The sequence below is a fragment of the Bacteroides sp. LFL-34 genome (assembly GCF_027257075.1).
In the GTDB taxonomy this organism is placed as follows: domain Bacteria; phylum Bacteroidota; class Bacteroidia; order Bacteroidales; family Bacteroidaceae; genus Bacteroides; species Bacteroides ovatus.
Genome location: NZ_JAPQKZ010000002.1, coordinates 344,933 through 369,006, shown reverse-complemented (window position 1 = coordinate 369,006; position 24,074 = coordinate 344,933). Strand labels below are relative to the sequence as shown.

At 40.6% G+C, this 24,074-nt stretch carries 10 protein-coding genes and 1 pseudogene; 3 read left to right on the top strand and 8 right to left on the bottom strand.

The window, feature by feature from the left end; all coding sequences use genetic code 11:
• Positions 1-13 precede the first annotated feature (13 nt).
• Positions 14-1,540: a TlpA disulfide reductase family protein gene (locus N5O98_RS01800; RefSeq protein ID WP_149948968.1), complete on the top strand. Its 1,527-nt coding sequence runs from the start codon at positions 14-16 to the stop codon at positions 1,538-1,540.
• A gap of 242 nt (positions 1,541-1,782) precedes the next feature.
• Complete coding sequence (locus N5O98_RS01795; RefSeq protein WP_004314671.1) at positions 1,783-3,282, top strand: sensor histidine kinase; 1,500 nt, start codon at positions 1,783-1,785, stop codon at positions 3,280-3,282.
• Here the strand turns inward: N5O98_RS01795 and N5O98_RS01790 are convergent.
• From N5O98_RS01790 to N5O98_RS01780, 3 genes are all read right to left on the bottom strand, one after another.
• Positions 3,279-4,124: an AraC family transcriptional regulator gene (locus N5O98_RS01790; RefSeq protein WP_004314666.1), complete on the bottom strand. Its 846-nt coding sequence runs from the start codon at positions 4,122-4,124 to the stop codon at positions 3,279-3,281. The genes N5O98_RS01795 and N5O98_RS01790 overlap by 4 nt on opposite strands.
• A gap of 199 nt (positions 4,125-4,323) precedes the next feature.
• Positions 4,324-8,535, bottom strand: a complete 4,212-nt coding sequence (locus N5O98_RS01785) for a beta-d-glucuronidase/beta-L-arabinofuranosidase (RefSeq protein WP_118160942.1) — start codon at positions 8,533-8,535, stop codon at positions 4,324-4,326.
• 331 nt (positions 8,536-8,866) lie between these two features.
• A complete protein-coding gene (locus N5O98_RS01780) occupies positions 8,867-11,566 on the bottom strand; it encodes an alpha-d-galacturonidase (protein WP_182423437.1) in 2,700 nt (899 codons plus the stop codon).
• 216 nt (positions 11,567-11,782) lie between these two features.
• Between N5O98_RS01780 and N5O98_RS01775 the strand changes: the two are divergent.
• Positions 11,783-14,216, top strand: a pseudogene (locus N5O98_RS01775) (sensor histidine kinase).
• Between the two features lie 515 nt (positions 14,217-14,731).
• Here the strand turns inward: N5O98_RS01775 and N5O98_RS01770 are convergent.
• From N5O98_RS01770 to N5O98_RS01750, 5 genes are read right to left on the bottom strand one after another with little or no spacing between them, the layout of a single operon-like run.
• Positions 14,732-15,622 carry an endonuclease/exonuclease/phosphatase family protein gene (locus N5O98_RS01770; RefSeq protein WP_004310323.1) on the bottom strand — a complete coding sequence of 297 codons (891 nt, stop codon included), beginning with the start codon at positions 15,620-15,622 and terminating at the stop codon, positions 14,732-14,734.
• 11 nt (positions 15,623-15,633) lie between these two features.
• Positions 15,634-17,796 (bottom strand): hypothetical protein, encoded by a 2,163-nt coding sequence (locus N5O98_RS01765; RefSeq protein WP_004310322.1) that lies wholly within the window; start codon positions 17,794-17,796, stop codon positions 15,634-15,636.
• A 16-nt stretch (positions 17,797-17,812) separates the two neighbouring features.
• Positions 17,813-18,706, bottom strand: coding sequence for an endonuclease/exonuclease/phosphatase family protein (locus tag N5O98_RS01760; RefSeq protein ID WP_004306172.1), 894 nt, complete (start codon positions 18,704-18,706; stop codon positions 17,813-17,815).
• Positions 18,707-18,735: 29 nt separating this feature from the next.
• Positions 18,736-20,481 carry a RagB/SusD family nutrient uptake outer membrane protein gene (locus tag N5O98_RS01755; protein ID WP_004310321.1) on the bottom strand — a complete coding sequence of 582 codons (1,746 nt, stop codon included), beginning with the start codon at positions 20,479-20,481 and terminating at the stop codon, positions 18,736-18,738.
• 26 nt (positions 20,482-20,507) lie between these two features.
• Positions 20,508-24,008 (bottom strand): TonB-dependent receptor, encoded by a 3,501-nt coding sequence (locus N5O98_RS01750; RefSeq protein ID WP_004310320.1) that lies wholly within the window; start codon positions 24,006-24,008, stop codon positions 20,508-20,510.
• Between the last annotated feature and the right edge of the window lie 66 nt (positions 24,009-24,074).

The following is a 24,074-nucleotide window of genomic DNA, read 5'->3' as shown; positions in this document are numbered from 1 at the left end:
TACTTCTAATATTATGATGATGAAAAAACTACTATTTAGCAGCTTCTTTTTATTAGGCAGTCTCGTTTCACAAGCACAACACGAGTACACAATTAAAGGTGAGGTAAAAGGAGTGAAAGACGGAACTCATGTTTCCTTATTTTTGACGGATGGACGCGTAGGAAGCATAGTTGGTACGGATACGATACGTAATGGAACTTTCTTTTTCAAGCGAAATGCAGGAGAAAGCGGTATGGATCAACTGTCTCTCATGTGTCGCGATACAGATTTCCCTCCAATGTCGTTAGATATTTATGCAACTCCGGGCGCAAAAATAAAAGTAACGGGCACAAACCCTCTGATTTATACATGGAGGGTAGATAGTCCGGTAAAAGAACAACAAGAACATAATAGATTCATTGAGGATTCCCGTGACTTATGGGACGAATTTCAACGCTTGGCTATCAAAGAAAGAAGTATGCGTTCAGCTTCAGAAACCGAACGAAAAGCACTTCGAACAAAGAGTGATAGTATATCTTCCATTATTAATCAACGGGAATTAAAGTTGATGAAGGAACTCCCTATTTCTAATGTCTGGATGGAAAAATTGCTCCGTTTGAGTATGTCATTGAAGTACAATCCAAAGTTTACCAATAAGGAAGAAATACTGGCTTTGTATGACAGATTAAACGAAGAACAGAAAGCTTCCATTGAAGGACAAGAAATCAGGGTTAATCTCTTCCCTCCTAAAACGGTGAAAGAAGGAGATGACATGGCAGATGCCGATCTTTTTGATTTAGATGGAAAGGTGCATCATTTGGCTGATTTCAAAGGAAAATATATGTTACTTGATTTCTGGAGCAGCGGTTGTGGTCCCTGCATCATGGCTTTGCCCGAAATGAAAGAGATTCAAGAGCAATATAAAGACCGACTCACCATCATCAGTTTGAGTTCGGATACACAAACTAGGTGGAAAGCTGCTTCTGCACAACATGAAATGACTTGGCAAAACTTAAGCGACTTGAAACAGACTGCAGGACTATATGCTGTGTATGACGTTAACGGTATTCCGAATTATGTTCTTATCTCTCCCGAAGGCAAAATCGTGAAAATGTGGTCGGGCTATGGTAAAGGCAGCTTGAAATTAAAGATGCGTAGATATTTGGATGCACCAAAGCGTGAGATGAGTATCACCGGGGACACCAATAGAAAAGTAGTTAACTATCCAAGTTTTGAATCAACCAATACTGATATTCTTGAAGTGAAGCAGGTAGAATTGACTGATACAGCCACTATCGTTCATTTTTATGCATATTACATACCCAAATACTGGATACAAGTAAGTGTAAATGCCAAACTAGTAGACGAGCAAGGTGCATCATACACATTACAAAAGGCTGACGGCATTACTCCCGGTAAGCATTTCTTTCTGCCTGAAAGCGGAGAAGCCGAATTTTCCCTAACTTTCAAACCATTACCTCTCAAAACTAAATCATTCAATTTCACAGAAGGAACAGCCAAAAACGATTGGCAAATAAATGGGATAAAGCTTACTAGATAAAGAAAAAGAAATGTGCCAAAATAAAATCATAAAGGAGTTTTGGCACATTCTCTCTATTAATATTTGAATATCGAATATTAAAATAAGAATATTGTATTAACATTAAATATCTTGCAATTTAAAATAACCGTATAAGTCGCTCAAAAAGAGCTGTAAATATGTTATAATCTTCACAGAAATGGTTTTCTTTGTTATAAGATATGTCTCATATATCTTATATTCAGTACAAAACAATAAAAGAAATGGAAGATTACAAACAGACACTCTATAACGATGAATTATTAAACATTTTACCCGACGGAGTGATTATATTTGATACAAATGGAGAAGTTATACAACTCAATCAGCAGGCTTTTGCAGAACTGCATGTTCATCCGTCGGTCAATGATATGCTTCCCTTTCCTACCAATCGTTTATTTAAACTGCTAAATAAAAAGGAAGATATACTTTCGACTATTCTGGAAAAGATTCGTCAGGGAGAAAATACGTATTCATTACCTGAACATACCTTCATGCAAGAACAGGTTGATTACACACAATTTCCTATAAGAGGAGAATTTGCAACGATCAGGGATAGAACTAATTTAAACAAGATCTTATTCTTTTTCCGCAATATTACAGTAGAGCTTACACAGGAATATATTCTGAATACTGCTTTGCAAAGAACCAGAATCTATCCATGGTATTATGATATAAGTCGGAGTGAATTTACTCTTGACGATCGTTATTTTGAACATTTAGGTATTCCGGCAGGAGAAAATAATACTTTGACAATGGAGGAATATGTGAATATGATTCATCCGGACGATCGGCAACCTATGGCTGATGCCTTTGTTGTACAACTTAGTGGTAATACAACTTTTGACAAAACAGTTCCATTCCGTTTGCGCCGGGGAGATGGTACTTGGGAATGGTTTGAAGGGCAGTCAACTTATATTGCAAACATATCCGGCCATCCCTATCGGTTAGTGGGAATCTGCTTGAGTATTCAGGAATATAAAGACATAGAAAACACCTTAATCGAGGCACGTAAAAAAGCAGAAGAAAGCGATCGTCTTAAAATGGCGTTTCTGGCTAATATGAGTCATGAGATCCGTACGCCGCTGAATGCAATCGTCGGCTTTTCTGATGTTATAGGTTCCACTTATGATGAGTTAAGTGAAGAGGAACGTGCCGATTTCGTGCGACTAATCAGCATCAATAGCGAACATTTAGTACGATTGATTGACGACATACTTGATTTGTCCAAGATTGAATCAAATACGATTAAATTTACTTTCTCCAACTGTTCCCTTAACTCTTTAATGATGGACATAGAGAAAGAACAGGCAATGAAACCTATTTCCGAAATTGAAATAAAGTCATTATTACCGGATGAAGATGTTTATATCAACACAGATATTACACGCCTGAAACAAGTAATATGCAATTTCATTAATAATGCCCGGAAATTCACCCAAAAAGGATATATTCATTTTGGGTATACGCTTGATAACAGAAATGCGGATTCAGTACAAATATTTGTAGAAGATACCGGTTCGGGAATTCCGCAAGAATGTTTGAATGAAATCTTTGATCGTTTCTACAAAGTAGATACTTTTAAACAGGGAACCGGTTTAGGACTTTCTATCTGTAAAACGATTGTAGAACATCTGCAAGGAGATATCTCCGTTAAATCAGAGATTGGGAAAGGTAGTTGTTTTACCGTTACATTACCATTTGATAGAAAAACAGAAGATTAGCGTCCTCTATATTCTTGAGGGGTAATACCAGTATGCTGCTTAAAAAACTTATTAAAGAAGGAGATATTATTAAACCCTAAAGATAGAGCTATATTTTTTACAGGTTCATCGGTCGACTTTAAACGGGATTTAGCTTCCATCAAAATGACAGAAGCAATCACCTCTAATGGAGTATTTCCTGCCGCCTTTTTAATTGTAGAACAGAAATGGGGCAGGCTAAGTCCTAACTCATCAGCATAGAAAGATGTTCCGTGATGGATTGTATAATGTTTCATGACTAATTTTAAAAACTCCTGATAAATCTCATACTTTCTTGATTGAGAAGACAAATACCAATTATTCTGTAACTTATATATTTCTGTAGCCCCTTGGATAAACATGGTAAGAACAGCTTTTACTATCTCCTTATTTTCGCGCGTCCTAAGTGAAGCGTATGAAAGAATAGATGATTCATAAAACATTTTATAACTACAGGCCTGAAGTGGAGATAAAGCAACTATCGGATTCTCCATAATTACCGGAAGAAGGTGCTGGGTAGCTTTCATCAAATTTATACTTTCTATAAAATGAGATGAAAAGCCTGCATAATAAATCTGGATATCGGATGAGAATGTGTGCACCTCTAATATGCAATTAGGCGGCAAAGTTATTAAATCATTTTCACTAATATGATGGGTATTGGTATTGATCGTCACCTCCATAGTGCCTTTTATACAAAGAATAAATAAGCCGGATTCAATCTTACATGGAAAATTCTTATAGCTCTTCAGTAAATCTTTTGCGAATCCCTCTCCTACAATATAATCAACCGGCAAATCATACTTTGGTATATTACTTTCCATTATTGCTCTTTTTGTTTGTCCTCAAAGATAGAGATTATTTAATTCCTATCTTTTAAATAATTAAAATCGGAACATTGAATCATAAAAAAATAACATCTATATTCTATTTCTAAGAAAATGATCCGAATATAAAGAAACGGGATGCGGAAAGTTTACCTTATCCGTATCCCGTTTTATTGAAATCAATTGATAGAAAGATTTATTGAATATCCAATGCATCAAAAGCAATTCCGTCCATATTTTCTGCCGAAAGTAATACTTTGTAATGTCCGGCATTGATAAAGGTTCCGGTGGTGGTGCTCATCATCTTCCATTTATCCGGTGTTTCCGGGAAGCTCAATACGTCCTCTTTCAATACAACTCCTTTTGAGTCAATGAATTCCATTAAGACAGGTATTGGCTTTCCGGTAGTGTTCATATATTTAAAGCGAAGCGCGTACACTTGCGCCAACCCGGTAGAAACATTCCATTCAATACTGTTGCCTTTTCCTTTACCAAAAAACACTCCCATCTGTTTGCGATGTTCTTTCTTTTGGAATTTGCCTTTCAGCACTGCCGTTTCCGCTTCGTATGATATACTGACACGAGCATTTTTGTCTTCCGGAAGTAACTCTTTCGGAGTCTTTTCCATTACTTCTTTATCCGCCTTTTCCCAACTCCAGCCGGACGCAGGGAATACCGTCGGTTTCAGTTCCCGATCTGTGCTGGCAATAGCAATGCCTGAAATCAAGGCTTGTCCTGCTTTCACTTCCGGGAAATGAATTTTCAACATCCCACCTTTCACTGTGGCATATACCACTTTCTTACAAACTCCATCGTGACCGCTTTCAGCCCAAATATCCAAGTCATCTAATACAACAGAATCATTCACGGCAACATCGAATATGCGCAGTCCTTCACAGTCGGCAGAAGCGCTTCCGCCCGTGCCATGCCAAGGCTCTGTGAAATACAGTTCAATACGATATGTTCCGTCTGCCACAGGGAAACGATATTCCAGCTGATGACGTCCGAAGCGGAAATGTTGGAATAACGTCCAGTCACGAGTGCCATGAATCGGATCATTGGTGGTACGTTGACTGGCAAGATAAGGATTCAGATCCTTGAAATTCTCCGCCCATGAACGGGAATAATTCGTATTGTCCTGCAACCAGAGCTGTCCGAAACTATCTGTATAATCATCCCCTCCACAGTTGAGACGATACAGATAATTATATCCTACCTCTCCTTTCAATATCTTTTTATCATCCTGATAAAGAAGTTCGAAGTTAGGGGCTTGCTCCAGACCATTCAATAGGATCAGGTCTTCTGCTACCGGTTTACCTTTATAATATCCTACAGCACGAAGTACGTTATAACGAATATCCCGGTTTTCCCACATAAAATGAGTGCCTGTTCCGTTGTTCTTTTTACGTCCGAGGAAGGTTGCCTTTTCATTTGTCAGATCGTTGTATAGCAATACAGAATCACAATTGCTGTAAGCCTCGATAGTGGCACGGCGACGTCCTTTTTCAAAGCGGTTGGCCCATGTATGTGATACCAGGTAAACCATCGGATCTTTTGCAGCCGGAACATAGTTGGCGCGATACATATAATATACGTCTAATGGTTCTTCCCACGGAGTAACCAATCCTTTATAATTGAACGGACCTACTTTATCTATCTTGCGATACGCTTCATCCGGTTGACGACGTCCGGGATTATCATGACTGCTGTATATCCACTGGAATTGTCCGCAAACACTATCTTTAGCCTGTTCTGCCAAACGGATTTTAGTTTCCATCAGCTGACACATACGGTCTTCACTCCACACTCCGTTCACCTGGAAATCTCCCGGTTCCGTATGCAGGTCGATGCTTCTCCACGCTCCATATTCTCCGTTCAACAATTGGTTTGCTTGAGAGAGTTCACGACCGTATTTCTTCACATCTCCTCCATACGTACCACTCCAATTTTGAATTACATTCCAGTCTGTACCTTCACCGCCATTACAGGTTGTTATGACACGCATTGTCTTGGCAGTCGGGTCCATCTCCCGGATAAGGTCACTGCACTCTTGTGCAAACTCACGAGGCAAAGTGCTTTCATTCTGCAATCCCCACATCACCACTGACGGAGAATTACGACGCTCTTTCACCCATTGACGAAGCAACTTTTTAAAGTTCTCACGAAACTCCGGAGTGTCATACCACACGTGGGCGGAAAATTGTGTCCAAAACAAGATCCCCTCTTCATCCCAATACTTCTGATAATCGAGATGATGGGGCTGATGAGCATCCCGGAACGCATTGAAACCGGCTGCACGTATCTGTTTTACCCTTGCGGCAACCTGTTCATTACTGAACGCATGGCTTTGTCCGAACTGATGTTCATACTCGCATACTCCATTGATAAACACCGGCTTTCCATTCAGGTAAAAACGTCCGTCTCCATCGTTTCGTTTTACCGGCCAGCTAATGGTACGAATACCGAAGGGTGTCGAAATTTCATCTGTCGTCTTCGTATCACGCTTAATCATGCTGGCTAATTTATAGAGATATGGATTTTCCGTATTCCACAAGACAGGATTCTCAACAGGAGCCTGTTGGCGGATCACTTTCATTTCTCCCGGAGCTAAAGTAACTTTCTCAACCAAACGGAAAACTTGTTTTCCATCAGCATTGCTTAGTTTATTGACTAACTCTACCGTTTCTGTTGCTTTACTATAATTTTTTATCTCTGTTTCAACAAATACGTTAGCAGCTTTTTCGTCATTCCAAATATGTACACCAAAAGGTTCTATGCGAATCTCATCTGTTACTTCCAATACCACAGGACGGAAGATTCCTAACGGCTGGGAACCCTCACTGAATCCCCATTCCGACGAACATCCCCCGCATACCCAAGGCATATCGGCGATCATTTCAGGATGCTCGGCTTTCACTTCCAAGCGATTTACTCCCTGTTTTAATTCATCTGTGACATCCAAAGTCAATGTGGTGCGCCCTATGGGGTGGCGTCCGAAGTCCTTTCCGTTCACTGTAATGGTGGCGTATGTACCCACTCCGTCAAAACGAAGGAAATATTTTTTAAGTTGAGAGTTGAGAGTTGAGAATTGAGAGTTGTTGAGGGTGAAGTCCTTTTTGTAAAGAACGGTTCCGTGAAGATTGCCGTGAGTCAATTGACGATACCCATAATAATCATCCCAGTTATGAGGTATATTCACAGTCTTTTCACTCTCAACTCTCAACTTTCCATTCTCAACTCTCCAAGTTTTCCAGCCTTCATTTAATTCAATAATTTGCCGGCGGTTCTTGATTTCCGGTTTCGGGAAACGGACAGCCGAACGTCCCATCGGTTTACTGGTAGCAATGGCAATGCCACGTTGCTCTGCGTTGTTTACCGCACAATAGAAATGATAAACCACTCCGTCATGTTTCACTACATAGCTCTTATGAGCAAACAGTTCATCGTAGTTCTTGGAGGGGATAATCAGGTCGGCCCCTTTCCAGTCGGTCCAGTTCACCAAATCATAGCTGGCGGCAAATGTATTGAATGCTTTATATTTACGCGAAGGTTCAAAAGCAGAGAAATAGAACATTACATACACATCTCCCATCTTTTGGATATGCGCATCTCCTGTAATGGTTCCATCAGCTTCATGCGCAAAGACCGGATTTCCGGAGTAGCGTTTCCATGTTTTCATATCTTTGGAAAGCGCAATGCCGACACGTTCGCCCTTTAAATTCGTTTCCGGATGATGCCCGCCCGCGTTGTAATACATCACAAACGGAGCTCCCAATGTTTTATCTTTATCCCAATAAACGGTACTCTTATATTGAGTCAGTTTTTCCCACCATTGGGCATCTTTATCATGGATGCTCAAAATCGGTTTGTCCAGAGATTCCCATTCATGTGCCGTAGAAATATCTCCTTTCGTCCATGCCAGTCCGACATAAAGCGGAGCTTTTACAGCTTCGTAGCCCGTTCCTTCACCACCGATATAAGTCATCCAATGGCGACCTTTATAAGTCTGAAGCTCATAGCTTCCACCCCATTCCATATCCGGCAATGCAGGAAATCCGCCACGCTGATTGCAGTCCCATTTTCCATCCCGATAAGAAAGAACCCGTCCCAAAGTGCGCCATTCGAGCAAATTATCACTTTCTGCTATCCACGTTTCATAACCACGACCATCGGTTCCACCTTTACCGTTGTAAACCACATAAGTCATCAGCCACTTGTCTCCCTGGCGAAAAACGGTAGGACAATCAATCTTATGATAATTGTCTGCCGGGGCAACTGCGAGCCCGTACTTGTATGGTGTCTTTACTTCCTCGTAAATCTGCTCCATTCGTTCCTGCGGAACTTCCCTTTGCGCATACAGAGAGAAAGTGGTGGCTATACTAAAAACTGCCAGCAATAACTTCTTCATGATACTTTTTCTAATCGTTTAATACTTAAATAGTGCATAACCACTAAATGATAATTTTGCGGAGTGCCCTGAAAGGGTTTAATTATATAGCGTAGGGCAACGCCCTACGTAAAAGCGACAATCTGAATTTGCGCCCTGAAAGGGCATAATTGTATATGGTTCCGCCCTTTCAGGGCTTGTGGCTGGTGTGTTTTTTTCGTAGGGCGTTGCCCTACGCTATATAATTAAGCCCTTTCAGGGCACCCCAATAAATATATAATTGTAAGGCTTTCAGCCTAACTGCAAAATTCCCATTTAACCGATAAATTCCCATTTAACTGCTAAATTCCCATTAATAAAACAACCAATCCATTGTCTCTTCATCCCCGGCAAGCCCGGCATTACGAACTTTCGTTTCCGCAGCCGTGAATCCTAACACTTGCAGATAACCTTTGGGTAACATCAATGTATGCTTTCCAGCCGGAAAACTATATGCATGCACATTTGCCAAAGGCATTCCGTTGATACGGACAGCATTCGTCAACACGGGTTCCGCCTGACCGTAATCATTGGCTGACGCATCGATTTCCAGTTTCGGAGCTTTTGCATACTTTTTCTGGTCGTCTTTGAAATAAGCGACTAACAATTTCACCGGAGCATCCGTTTCGAAAGTGATGCTTGTGCCTTTCTCTCTCTGCTCATTTCCATTAAAGCGGAGCGCCTTCATTCCTTTCAATTCCGGAGCTACTGCTTCTATCTTACCTGGAACATCCACAAATAAAGAAATACCCTCATCTACTTTCACTGTCGGATAATTAGAGATCAGTTTCACGTTTGCAGGAGTCCAGGCAGCAATCTCGACAGTTTCAGTCACTGCGTTTCCATTCTGTTTTTCTTTCAACAAAGCGAGGTTGGCTTTGAAATTCTCCAATTCCTTCTCATAGTGTACCAGCAGTTCTTTCCATGTCTTGTTCTTTCCATCATCTCCACCGATAGGAATACGACGTTGGGCAGTCTGCATACTGTTGGCATACAAGTAATGTTCGTCCGTCAGTTCCACCAATTTGCGATAGTGCTCTAGGCTTTGTTCCATCAAAGGAATAGCTTCTTCAAGATTCTTAATCTCTTTTCCCCATTGATAATCCAATACCAGTTTGGCAGCTTTCACTTTCAGGTTGAACGCATACGCAAATTCACGATAACAATGCATATCATTCTGCAAACGTGCAAATTCATCCTTATTTGAAGAGACGGAACCTGCTGCTTTATCAATAGCCGCTACTGCTTTATCTCCATGTTCTATTACTTGAGCAACAATATCCAAAGGCATTTCACCTACATGAGGTTGCTTTTTCCATTCTTTTTCTACATACTCTATCAGCTTCTCTCCTTCTGGTCCGCAGCTTTCATAGAATCCCGGATAAATCGTATATTTGTACGGATTGACAAGCTGACTCATAAACATACCCAATAATAACGTTTGGCGATTTCCCTCTGTGATACCGAAACGACGTAACAACTTCGGAGCAATTTCCCCGCTTTCTTCGTATGCTACACGGATATTACTTGCGTTTTCGTCAGAGGTTCCGTAGAACTTGCCCAACTGATGGTTCCAGTAACCCATTTCATCTGTACGGTCGCGGTGGCAGTTCCACGCATAGCGTCCCCAGGTCTGATACCAGATCCAATCACGATCCAACTGGAATTCGCGTTCATTGTTCGGTAATTTGTCCGCCGTATAAGGCCAATCCCAATATGAAGCCTGCGGATAAAGGTGTAACGCATTGGCACCGTGTACATTGTGCATGGCAGTGACCGCCTTTTGTACGAAATCTGGAGAACCCCAGCGAAACGGTTCCAAATTTGCCAGGATATGTACGTTACTGATATGAATGGAACCCAACGAACTCAAATCCGTATGAATTTTCGACCAGGGGCCACGAGGTTCGTAGGTAGTCAACGATTCACCATTGTACTTATGCATCGTATAAAGATTCTTATAGAGCGGCAAAGCAGCATCCATCACCAGTTTGCAGTCCGTGTCGTGCGCACGCAACAAAAGAGGCGGTTCATCCGTACGTCCCAATGCCTGTAATCCGTCTTTCACTCCCGGAATTATTGTTTTGGTAAACCATTCCACATCGTCCTCCACTGTACACATCGCTTCACCCAGACAAACCAGTAATCCTACATTGGGATACTTTTCAATGAAAGCGGCAATACTCTTGCGTGTATAATCGGCAATCAGAGGAGTAATGGGACGGTTACGGTCCTGTGTTTTCAGTCCGTAATGTTCAGCAAAAGGTTTGGAAAGAATGATATTATAAAACATCTGTATGACAAAGATACCGCGTTTGTCCGCTTCTTCTGTGAGGAAAGAGAACATTTCTTCATTCATTTTGAATGTTTCTTCATCTACTTCCAGCGCAAACGGATAATCTTCCAGTTTCACCAATGACGCAAACGGATGGCCATTCCAAAGGTACAGTGAATTCATGCGGTTGGCAACCAGCATATCCAAGTATTTAATCCACTGCTCTTTATCATAAAACCAGGGGAAACTTTCCGGCGTATACGGATATTCGTATACACCATGTCCCGGCAGGTAGGTCATCTTCTGTAATCCTACACATGCACCACGCAATACCATTTCAGGACCGTCTTTCAGTTCCTCCGGGAAGTTCAACTTACCATCCGAATCATTCACACGGTCAATCAGTTCACGGCATCCGTAAATGACACCACTCCCATCCCTGCCGGACACTCTGGTCAGATTGCCCGTCGTCGAAATATGAAAACCTTCTTTCTTGAGCGTCGTGTCATTTACTTCCGTCAAGAGAATCGTTTTGATTTCGGGATCGGAGAATGTCGTGTCTCCCTGTTGCATCATTACCTGATAACCGGCTTTATCCAAGGTAGTCTGTAACTGCTCCGCACCAAACAAAACACGATTTGACGCATCCGGCGGAGTCATAATCTTCACGGTTTGCCTGCCACACGCTGCAAAAAAAAGTGTGCATGCCGCAAACATGAATAATCTGGTATTTTTCATTCTTCTGATATATATTATAGATTATATAATTCACTTCTTCACTAAGAGAAAGACGAAATAATCCCCTGTTTGTACTCATTTGTCTCTTTTTCCACTTTTCAGCACCAAATTTCCACTTTCATCCTGCTGTGATATGCAAATTCCTCATTATTTAAAAGTTATGCTTATCTTTGCCGGCTAGCTTATAATATAAAACAGAAAACAAGAGCAAACAATATGAAAGAACAAACAAATTATGACTATGAAAAATACGTTCAGATAGCACAAATGGCCAAAATGGGATGGTGGGAGTCAGATTTGAAAAATAAAGAATATATCTGCTCTGACTTTATTGTTGACTTACTCGGCCTTGAAAGTAACCGCATCAGTTTCACCGAATTTCACCAAAGAATACGTGAAGATCACCGGCTGCGTCTTAAAAATGAATATATGTCTCTTTCTTATCTGGAGACATACGAACAAATGTTCCCAATCCGGGCAAAAGACGGGGAAATATGGGTGTACTCTAAGATTAATTTCCAAAAGCCCGATAAAGAGGGATATAGGAATATGACGGGCTTTCTGCAATATATTGACAGACCGATCGATACTACGAATGAAAACATTGATTTCTTTCAAGTGAGCAATTTGCTTTATCAACAAACTAATATTTCATATTCATTGCTTGCTTTTCTGCAATGTGATGATGTTACTCAAGTGGTTAACAAGACGTTAGGAGATCTCCTTCACCAATTTTTGGGTGATCGTATCTATATATTCGAAATAAACAGAAAAGAACAACGCCAGGATTGCACTTATGAGGTTACCGCCGAAGGAATATCCAAGGAACAGGAGTTCTTGAGTAATATTCCCTGGGACCCTTCTACCTGGTGGAATCATCAGATAGCCGAAAGAAGGGCTATCATACTGAACACGCTGGACGACATGCCCGAAGAAGCTGCGGAATATCGTCAGACGTTGGAGATGCAGGATATCAAGTCGCTGATGGTAGTTCCGCTAATCTCTAAAGAAGAGGTATGGGGCTATATGGGAATTGATATGGTAAGAACGCAGCGTAGCTGGAGCAATGTGGATTATCAATGCTTTTCCTCTCTTGCTAATATTATCAGTATTTGCATCGAATTGCGAAAGTCGGAGTTACAAGTCAAAGAAGATCGTCTTGCTTTGGACAACAGCGAGAAGATATTGAGAAACATCTATAAGAATCTTCCGGCAGGCGTCGAACTTTACGACAAAGACGGTTATTTGGTAGACATTAATGATAAAGAGCTTGAAATATTCGGCTTGTCTGACAAGCATGAGGCATTGGGAGTTAATCTGTTCGACAATCCCAATATTCCTTTAGAGGTTAAAGAGAGATTGAGAGCGAAAGAAGATGTAAACTTCTCCATCAATTATGATTTCTCAAAAATAAATCAATATGTAGATAGTCGGAGAAATGGGATTATTAATCTTACCACTAAAGTTACTGCTCTCTATGATTCTCAAAATCGATTTATCAACTATCTGTTTATCAATATAGATACGACGGAAACGACCAATGCATACACCAAGATACAGGAGTTTGAGAATCTGTTTCTTCTAATCGGTGATTATGCCAAGGTAGGATTTGCTCATTTCAATGTATTGACAAGAGACGGGTATGCCCAAGATACATGGTACAGGAATTTGGGAGAGAAAGAAGGTACTCCCATGCCGCAGGTTATCGGAGTATATACACATGTGGTTCCTGAAGATCAGGCTGTTCTGAAAAACTTTGTAGGTGAAGTGAAAACGGGAAAGGCAACCAGTTTGCGTAAAGAAGTTCGTGTATGCAGGGAGAATGGCAAATATACATGGACTAGCATTAACGTTATGGTCAGAGATTATCGTCCGCAGGACGGTATTATTGAGATGTTGTGTATCAATTATGACATCACGCCTTTGAAAGAGACTGAACAGAAATTGATTATTGCCCGCGATAAAGCGGAAGAACTGGATCGTCTGAAGTCGGCTTTCCTAGCTAACATGAGTCATGAGATCCGTACTCCTCTCAATGCTATTGTCGGTTTTTCCAGTCTTCTGGCAGAAACGGACAGCAGAAACGAACGGCAGGAATATATCAAGATTGTGCAAGAGAATAATGAACTTCTCTTGCAACTGATATCGGATATTCTCGATCTTTCGAAAATCGAAGCGGGAACATTTAATTTTGTATATACCAATGTGGATGTAAATGAGACGTGTGCTGAAATCATCAAATCAATGAGTATGAAAGTGAGTAAAGGTGTTGAATTGATTTTTGAGGAACCATTCCCGGAATGTTATCTCTACACTGACAAAAACAGATTCACTCAAGTTATCAGTAACTTTATAAATAACGCATTAAAGTTCACCCAGCAAGGCTGTATCACCCTGGGAATATGAACAAGTATCCCATCAGAAAATAAAATTCTATGTGCGCGACACCGGAATGGGAATACCGGAAGAAAAGCAAAAGAGCGTATTTGAACGTTTTGTGAAGCTGAATACTTTTGTTCAAGGTACAGGACTCGGACTTTCTATTTGCAAAAGCATTGTTTCCCAAATGGGAGGAGAAATTGGCGTGGATTCGACCGAAGGAATAGGTTCCTGCTTCTGGTTTACACACCCGTACCATGCTGCTGATTAGACTGACTATAAAAAGAGTTGTCCGCATGTTTGGTTTCTCAATATTAATATGATCAATATATTCGGGCAGTTTGTGGATTCTAAATGAATAGAACTATTGACTTTGCCCTTTTTATTTTGTATATTTGCAATAACCAATTAGCTAACATCAAAATGATATATACAAAAATAGATACATAAAGTAGTTTTTCAGATACATAAATATATGTCTGAAAGAGTAAAAACGGGGTGAAATTTTTGCTAATTTCACCCCGTTTTGTTTAATATATTCAGTGCCGTTTGACGAATTTCTATGAATGTCGTTTATAATAAATACAAGAGACGTTTATAATAAACTATTTCACTTTTTATTATAAACGTTCTATGAGTTTATTAGCATCTTGTATGAGAAAAAGAAAACAGTGTAAAGGCCGAAACAACACCAATGCGATATATACAAATATATCTATACACTTATAGTAATGAACGACCTTTACAACTTGTTTTTTATAACTATTCAAATGTTTATTCCTTTTCTCATTTCAGTAGCGCTTCCACCATTACAGGAAAATGATCTGAAGAGTACTTATTATACTTTATATCATCATCAATGGTGTGATAAGAAAGTATTTTTATTTTTGGAGTCACAAAAATAAAATCTATGCGCTTAGCTGTTTTTCCAGTTTTGTCATAGGCATAAAAACTACCGGACGGTCCTTTAGGAGGCGTCAAAGTACATTTATATGAATCCAGTAATAAACTATCTTTCAGGAGAAGTTGTACCGGTTCTTCGTCCGGAGTGGCATTAAAATCACCGGTGCAAAAGGTTGGTCTGCCTTTAGCGATTTTCCTTACCTGTTCCAACAACATGAACGAAGATTGCCGTCTTGCTTCTGTTGCTTCATGATCCGTATGCGAATTAAATACATAGAATTTCTTCCCGGACCGGAGGTCTTTAAAATATCCCCAAGTGCAAATCCGGCGACAACGTGCTCCCCAACCATAAGAAGGTATATCCGGAGTTTCCGAATACCAGAAATCACCATGTTTCAACACCTTAAAGCGATCTTTTTTATAGTAAATGGCACAATGTTCTCCTTTATTATCCCCGTCACGATCACGACCGATATAAGAATATTCGTTCAGAATCATCATATCTTTTAATTGAGAGGTACGTCCTTCCTGTATGGCAAACATATCGAACTTATTCCGTCGCACAACATCTACCAATGCGTTCAGACGGACTTCCCAAGCCTTATCCCCCTTGTCTCCTTTGGTACGGATGTTATAAGATGCAAGGCGAATAATATCTTCCGGTTTCGTTTTGTCTAAGTTGGAAGATTTTGCCGGAAGACCTCCGGCAAAAAGTAAAATCAAAAGTAGAAAATAATATTTCTTATTTATAGAACACTTCATATTACAAATCATTAAATATCAATTTATTTACTCCATTTAAATACCGGGTAGCCGTTGCCTCCTTCTTTCCAAAGAGAAGAATCCCAGTTTATGACAGTGTTTTTCAGCTCGTTAGCAGATTTAGCTACTCCCTGGAAACTACTACCGGACGGTGATGTCTCATCTGAAACGGTAAATGTAGCCTCTCCTGCTTTCAAAATCATACCGTCATGAGCATAGCAGTTTTCATAAGTAGCATTGGCAGTACCTCCGACTATACGTCCCACCTTTGCTTTATCGGTACTAACCAACATACTATTCCAAGCAATACAATTTTTTATGACTAGTTTACCGCCATCCACTTTGCCGACTATACCTCCGGCATTTCCTCCACCTATGGCATTGATATCACCACTAGTATAACAGTTTTCAATACTGCTTCCACTGGCATTGCCATTCACCCTTCCGATGATTCCACCGGCTTTACCTGCATTGTTAGCAATTTGATCAATAACAGTAGCACTGGAATAGCAATTTTTGATATATCCCGAACCACCAAGTACACCGCCAATTCCACCTGCTGCTCCCGACCCCTTCAGTACTCCGGTAGTATAGCAGTTTGTTATCTTTCCAGTATAATTCTCTGCACCGGCAGCCAATCCTACATAACCGGCTATGATGCCAATACCAGTATTCGGAGATGAGATATTTGCATCCACAAATCCCACATTTCTACATTCTCCACACAATACCCCGAAGAAGCTTCTATATGTGCCTGACTCACAAGTAAGGTTTTTAATTACATGATTGCGTCCATCGAAATCAATCCATTTATGGTAACCATTAGCATCATTTAGAGGTGCCCACTTGATCCCCTGCATATCAATATCCGCACTCAAGACAAAATAAGTCGTTTGTTTTTCAATGAGGGCTTTGCTCATATTCTGAATATGGATAGCATTAGCAATCACATAAGGATTATTTTGAGTTCCGTCTCCATTGGCAAAATCTCCTTCCGGTTCGTTGTCATGTCCTCCATAACTAGCATAATCTTCTCTATCCAACTGCCACTCTAAAATAGGGAATCCCATATCTATATTCCCAACATTATGCCATGGGGTCCCCCAATTAGCAATGCTATTCTGCAAAGTCAGAGCACTTTCACTCACTCCATCATATTTTCCTGTCGAAACGGAACCTGCATTATCCTCCGGAGTAAATCCTGTACAAATCATATCCTCCCATGCATAACATTCAGATGCGACGGGATCCGCCTGATGTCCATTTTCACCTTGAGACAAAACTCCACTGATACGTCCAGATCTGGCAGCAGGACCTGTTATTTTCCAGTTCCAAGCAACACAGGACGTAATTTTAGCTCCTTCGGAAGGAAGTGCAGCAATACCTCCCACTGAATTGGCTCCAATTAATACACCTGTAGAATAGCAATACGACACTTCACTGTTTTCATACATAGAACCTACAATACCTCCACATTCATCTCCTGTAGATATAACCTCTGCTGTGGAATAACAGTTTTTGATATAACAAATCTGTCCTCCATACGGTCTACCCATACGGGAAGCTATTCCACCAGCATACTTTCCTTTCACTTTTCCGGAGACGTAACAGTTTTCCACCTGCCCTGTCTTCTCTACAGCGTTCGGAGCTTTCACTCCGATATAACCGCCGATAACCCCTGCCCCACTATTAGTAGCTGCTTCTACATGGGCATTATAGAAACCGACATTTTTACAAGTCCCGGCCAAAATACCAAAAAAACTAGCATACGCTTTGTCTGTACAGGTGAAATTCTTTATAATATGGTTATTTCCATCAAAATAGATATAATAGTCACCGTTTGAGTTCAATGGTTCCCAATTAGATACAGACTTCATATCAATATCAGCCCCCAACTGAAAGTAAATCATCTTTCCTTTCACCAAGGCTTCACTCATATTCTGAATCTGTATCACATCCATAACGAGGTAGGGTTTGTTCATTGTTCCATAACCTTTTTCAAAAAGCCCGCCTGCTCCGTCACCCTCATCTCCGTCATCTATGTCTGTGTTTCTATCCGGCGGAATACGGCTATAGGAATCCATCGGATTAAAATCAGAGCATGAGAAAGATAAAACAGCCATCCATAAAATGGTCCAATATCTCATTACCGAATATGTACTTATATGATAAAATTTGTTTTTCATAATCTTCATTTTTATTTTAGATTTCTACTACAATCACCATAGGATAATGATCGGATAAAGAACTGACAATAGTGCGGGTAGAAAGCACCGTAGCATGTTTCACAAAAATAAAATCAATTCTGGTCTTTTTAGAAGGAAATGTAAAGAGAGCTCCGTGTTGAACGGCCGCTTCCCGATACGCATCTTTCAATATACCACTTTGGCAAATCGTAGTGGCTATTTCGGGAGCATCAGGAGTCGCATTAAAGTCGCCGGTACAAAATGCGGGAGTATTGTCTTTTGCTTTATCGGAAACTGCATCCACCAGCATTTGGCATGCATGTTTTCTGGCATTATCAGCCAAAGGCATGTGAGTTTCAAAAAGATAAAATTCTTTTTGAGTCTTGCTATCCTTGAATTTTCCCCATACACAGAAACGTTTGAAATTTGTTTCATCCCATCCGTTGGAAGGAATTTCCGGAGTTTCGGAAAACCAGAAACGTCCGGCATCCAGTAATGTGTAGCGGCTCTTCTTATATAAAATGCCACTCATCTCTCCTGCCTTATTATCGTCATTTCCAGTGTCACGACCATAAGCGAGAATCTGATAATCACTCGCAAGTTGAGTTCCTAAGTAGGAACGTTGTTCCCAACTGGCTTCTTCGAATCCACAAATCTCAAAATCGTAGTCTTTGATTAATTGTGCCACACGTTCCCGTCGGTTAGTCCATCCTGTACCAGTCTCCACCTGTAAGTTATAAGTTGCTACACGCATGGACGTTTCAGTCACGGGGTCTTCGTCTTCCTCGCCATCTCCTGTATCCCACGTGAAATCAGGATAGTACAATGAATTGTCTTTATTATCTTCACAACTGCTGGCGAAAACAGAGAATATGAAGGTAATCAATGTGTATATTACTATCTTTTTCATAAATCTATTATTTATATCTTTTATACTTGTTATTCATTCCATCCCGGATTCTGGGTTACGACACCATTAGATAAGGTTATTTCCTGTCTTGGTATCGGATATAGATAATCACGGTTCTCATTCCAGGTACGGTCGATCCAACTGTAACACAATAAATTGCCATAATTACCTTCTGACAATGAGGTGCCGCTTCCATCGGAAGCCAATTTTACATACGTCACACTTCCAACATTGGGTTGCGAAGATGTGGTGTAGAAACAGACATCATTTGTTCCGTCTCCATCGATATCATACGCTTTATTGATAGCTGTAGCAGGAAGATAAAATCCTTTAAAGGATTGGGCCATACATTGCCCCTCTTTCCAGCGCATCAAATCATAATAACGGAAGCCTTCCATGACCAACTCTATCGCACGTTCCCGGCGGATTTCCAGAATCACCCCTTTATTATCTCCTGTGATATTCACATAACCGGTTTCCAGAGCACACATATAAGGGTCCGGAGAAAGGTTTGCTGCGTTCATATTCAGTTTTCCCGTAACTCCTGCACGTGTCCGCAATTTGTTTACCGTATTGTCGATATCAGTTTGCGTCAGTGTGCCTAATTCTGCCTTTGCTTCGGCATAGTTCAAATAAACTTCTGCCAATCTGAACAGAGGAAGGTCATTGCTTGAATCACCTGTATAGCTCATATTATCATTTGCATATTTCAGCAAGTGGTATCCGGTCATCGTGACATTCATATTTATATTTGAAGTACGGATTGTTTGCGCTAAACGCGGATCACGATTGACTATTTCATCCTTGAATTCCATTGTTGCATAATTGGGCTGGTCGGTGAAACGGTTGCCGTTCTTCATTAAATAATAATTGACCATTTTTTTCGAAAGTCCGGGGCGGCCTAATGTCGGAGAATTCTCAAAAGCCTGTACTTTATGAACCAAACTCAAATCATTATTATAATCCCTTGCCAATATGATTTCCGCATCAATCGCATTCTCGGATTTAAAGAGATTACGATAGGACTGTGAGCCGGATTGATACAATGAATATCCTCCGGAAGCAGTCATAATTTCATTAGAGGCACTTACACAGTCATTCAAGTATTTCTCATAATCACCCAATCCATGATATTTACGATAAGTACCTTCAAATAATCCTACACGTGACTTTAATGCCTGGGCAGTCCACCAGGTTACACGATAAAGTTCTTTTGTCCGGTTGGTTTCTTTAAAAACCTCTATGGCAAAATTAAGATCTTCCATTATCTTTCCCATCACAAATTCTCGTGAATCCCTGGCTTTGTATAAATCAGCATCATCCGAGCCGAGTACTTTATCGTACCAAGGTACATCTCCAAAACGTTTCACCTTTTCAAAATAGAAATAAGCACGGAAGAAGCGTGCCAGGGCTTCATATTTATCGCGCACTTTCTGATCTTTACAGTTTCCCAGATTATCCAATAAAAAATTAATTGATCGCAGTGCACTCCAACTCCATCCTCCACCCGTTTCCGGAATGACACGTTGTCCGCTCACTTCATCGTCCAAAGGTGATACGATCAACACATCAGCATTATCCTTGTAAATATCGCCATCACCCGGGAAGTTATTCGAATAGAATTGATTACTGTATAATCGTAATTGCTCTTCATTCGTAAAATAATCCTTAGTCGTCAAGCGATCTTTCGGATTTATATCCAATATGCTTTCACAAGAAGCAAATAACAACGACAGACCAACAGTCGCCCACAATGTATATTTCATTATTTTCATACTATATTCCTTTATATTCGTTATTATCAGAATGTTATATCTACACCAAAAGAGTATGTCTTTGCCCAGGGATAAATATTTGCGTCACTTTTACTTGTTTTCCAGCTGTTACTTGCCGATGCTTGTTCCGGATCAATATAATCGGAATGTAGCTTAGTAAATGTCAGCAAGTTCTCACCACTAAAGTAAACACGTATTTTCTCGAAACCTATTTTAGAAAGCCATTTATCCGGCAATGTGTAACCAATAGAAAGATTCTTCAACCGACAATAAGCGAGGTTCTGCAAATACTTAGTATTAACCACTGCTAATTCACGATTACTTCCGAGAGCCACATATCCTCTGGGACGTGGGAAATAAGCATCTGTATTTTCTTCACTCCATACCTGGCTCATAAAGTCGGAAGGAATAAAACTAGCGTATGGTCGGGAATAAGGTCCCCAAAACATGGACGTTTCAGCACCAGGATACCAATTTTGTTTGCCAATGCCCTGAAAAAGAACTGAAAAATCAATTCCATACCAATCTGCAGAGATTCCGAAATTATAATTATAGCGCGGCAATGAGTTACCGATCACTTTCATGTCTTTCCGGTCATTAGCCGATGTTGTCTGCTCAATCTTGTTGTTACCATCCAAATCGACAAATTTGAGGTCACCGGCATGAAGTCCATTATCCAAAGCGCTTGCATTAATCATTTGGTTAACGAACGATTGGTCTACTTTATAATTCCTTGCTTCTTCATCCGTTTTAAAATAACCGTCTACTACGTATCCCCATATTTCGCCTAACTGCTGTCCTTCGTAAGGATCGGTCAGCGTCCGGTTGGGATTATCATATTTTGTCACTTTGGAGGTGTTATCTCCGATACCAGCCATTACCCGGTAGTTGAAAGGCTTGCTTGCCAAAGTAAAACTATCTCCCCAAGTAATAGATGCTTCCCACCCTTTCGTACGCAAGTCTGCCACATTCATTCTGGGAGAAGAGGCACCATATACGCCAGGCAAAGTCTTTCCTGCCATCAACATATCTTTGGTATCACGAATATATGCATCAAAAGATACATTCAAACGATTATTAAGAAAACCCAAGTCCAAACCTATATTTTTTGTGATTACAGTTTCCCAGGTCAAATCGGTAGAGTTCGGAGCTGACTCATAGGCATAATCGCCTTTCGTAGTATCTCCGAAAGCATAGTTCATTACCGCTCCGGTATTAATCAGTTGCAGATAGTCATAATAGCCTACTGTTTTCTGATTTCCCAATGATCCGTAAGACAGTCTTAGTTTCAGATTACTTACATAGTTTTTGGCTTGTGTAAAGAAGGCTTCTTCACTGACACGCCATCCGGCAGAGAATGACGGGAAGAAACCGAAACGATGTCCTCGACGAAAACGGGAACTACCATCATAACGTCCGCTGGCTTCAAATAGATAGCGGTCTTTATATCCATAATTCAAACGATAGAAAAAGCCAAGAATCGCATATTCCTCTTGTCCTCCGGTTATGGATATATCATCACCTTTTGCCAGGTTAAAATCATCGAGAGATTCAGAGAGTAACCCGTTACGTTTCATTCCCAGTTTCTTGAAATACTTATAATCATAGTTACCTCCCACAATGACCTTTACCGAATGTGCATTTGCGAAGGTATTGTCATACGTTCCGTATAAGTTGAAAGTTTGGCGTATCTGGTTGTTTTGTATTTCCGACAAATAATTGCCTCTGGTACGTCCGTTATCCATTGTGATTGTTTCTCCCGGATTTCTGGAGTATAATACATCTACGGAACGATTCAAATTCTGCTGGTTGTAATGTGCCCAGCTGTAATTTGCACGAACCTCAAAATGCTTGATGGGTTTCAATACGGCTTCGAACGTAGTTACAAACTCATATTCACGATCCTGGTTATGGTGGCCGCCATTCAATAATACGGCACTAACACCATCTGCCACTTCTCCTGTATCTGTCAGACCTGTTCTATAAACCAGGGTTCCATCCGGATGCATCGGCACAATACTTGCCAAAGCATGCCGCCCGGCTCTGGTGAAAACGTCATTTACTCCCGATAGCCCCGGATAAGTATATTCAGAATGATAATAAGAAGTATTGTTACTTAATTCAAACCAGGAAGTAATATTGGCAATGATCTTTGAACGGAACGTATATTTCTTAAAACGGTCCGGATCTATTCTGATAATTCCTTTCTGATTATAGTAGTTGCCTGATAGCATATACTTCACTTTTTCGGTTCCTCCTGAAACCGTCAAGTTATGTTCCCAAGTGGGGCGGGTATTATCAAACAAACAATTATACCAGTCAAAGTTGCCATAATATTTATACTCTCCGTTTTTTTCTACCACCCATGGTCGGGAAGGATCTTCCACTTTATCATTACGGCGAATCCATAATTCATGGTAATCTTCTTGGGTATAATGTGTATAAGGGACGCCCTGATATGTTTTGTAGAACATATCATTGATACCGGCCGAATAATAACCACGCGTCTCAAAATCCGTAGAAGTTGTCGTTTCACCAAAACTAAAACGACCGTTGTAGCTGACATTGGTCTTGCCGACCTTTCCATTCTTGGTTGTAACCAAAATAACTCCATATGCAGCACGGGCACCATATACGGCAGCAGCCGAAGCATCCTTTAAAACACTGATGGATTCTACGTCATTGGGGTTTACCTTATTTATATCTCCCTCAATCCCATCAATGATAGTCAGAGGTGCCGCGTCCGCACTAATGGAGTTGACTCCACGGATATTGAAGCTTCCCCCTTGTCCGGGACGTCCCGAACTAAAGTTTACGTTCATATTCGGTACGGAACCTTGCAGAAGCTGTGATAAGTTGGCAGCAGAACGGGTCGTCAGTTCATCACCCGAAACGATAGCAACAGCACCAGTCAGGTTTACTTTCTTTTGCGTACCATATCCCACCACTACCACTTCTTCCAGTGTCTTACTATCTTCGCGGAGAACTACTTGGGATAGATTTCTGCTGGTAGCAGCGTAATTAACCGTAATATATCCGATGTATGATACTGTAATCGTACTGTTTTCGGGAACATTAGCCAAAGTATAACGTCCGTCTACATTCGTTATTGTACCCAAAGAACTGCCTTGCACCATCACACTGGCGCCAATAATCGGCTCTCCTTTCTCATCGACCACCCGGCCGGATATATTTCTTTTGTTCGTATTACTGGTCTGTTGTTCAGAAGCCGTAACTTTCTCCTTCAAATAAATTTTTGTTTTTCCGATCTCATAGTTCACGTTAGTACCGAGAAACAAATCATTCAGTACTTTAGATAATTCCTGATTCTTTGCTTCTACCGTCACTATTCGATCCGGATTGACGATCGTACGGCTATAAGCCACCGTAAGACCAGTTTGCTGTGTAATAGCAGAGAATACTTTCTCCAGCTTTACTTGTTTAAGATTCATTGTCACCTTTTGGGCAGAAGCGGACACGCTTATGATTATCCCCAGCAACAATACGAGCAGAACTTTGTGTTTCATACTACTTGCTTTGATTAAAGTTAAACTTAGATTTAAAATCTCATTTATGCTTAGTAGACACACAAG

Coding starts and splice junctions, on each gene's coding strand:
- N5O98_RS01800 (WP_149948968.1), top strand. CDS start 14: ATGATGATGAAAAAACTACTATTTAGCAGCTTCTTTTTATTAGGCAGT.
- N5O98_RS01795 (WP_004314671.1), top strand. CDS start 1,783: ATGGAAGATTACAAACAGACACTCTATAACGATGAATTATTAAACATT.
- N5O98_RS01790 (WP_004314666.1), bottom strand. CDS start 4,124: ATGGAAAGTAATATACCAAAGTATGATTTGCCGGTTGATTATATTGTA.
- N5O98_RS01785 (WP_118160942.1), bottom strand. CDS start 8,535: ATGAAGAAGTTATTGCTGGCAGTTTTTAGTATAGCCACCACTTTCTCT.
- N5O98_RS01780 (WP_182423437.1), bottom strand. CDS start 11,566: ATGAAAAATACCAGATTATTCATGTTTGCGGCATGCACACTTTTTTTT.
- N5O98_RS01770 (WP_004310323.1), bottom strand. CDS start 15,622: ATGATTTGTAATATGAAGTGTTCTATAAATAAGAAATATTATTTTCTA.
- N5O98_RS01765 (WP_004310322.1), bottom strand. CDS start 17,796: ATGAAAAACAAATTTTATCATATAAGTACATATTCGGTAATGAGATAT.
- N5O98_RS01760 (WP_004306172.1), bottom strand. CDS start 18,706: ATGAAAAAGATAGTAATATACACATTGATTACCTTCATATTCTCTGTT.
- N5O98_RS01755 (WP_004310321.1), bottom strand. CDS start 20,481: ATGAAAATAATGAAATATACATTGTGGGCGACTGTTGGTCTGTCGTTG.
- N5O98_RS01750 (WP_004310320.1), bottom strand. CDS start 24,008: ATGAAACACAAAGTTCTGCTCGTATTGTTGCTGGGGATAATCATAAGC.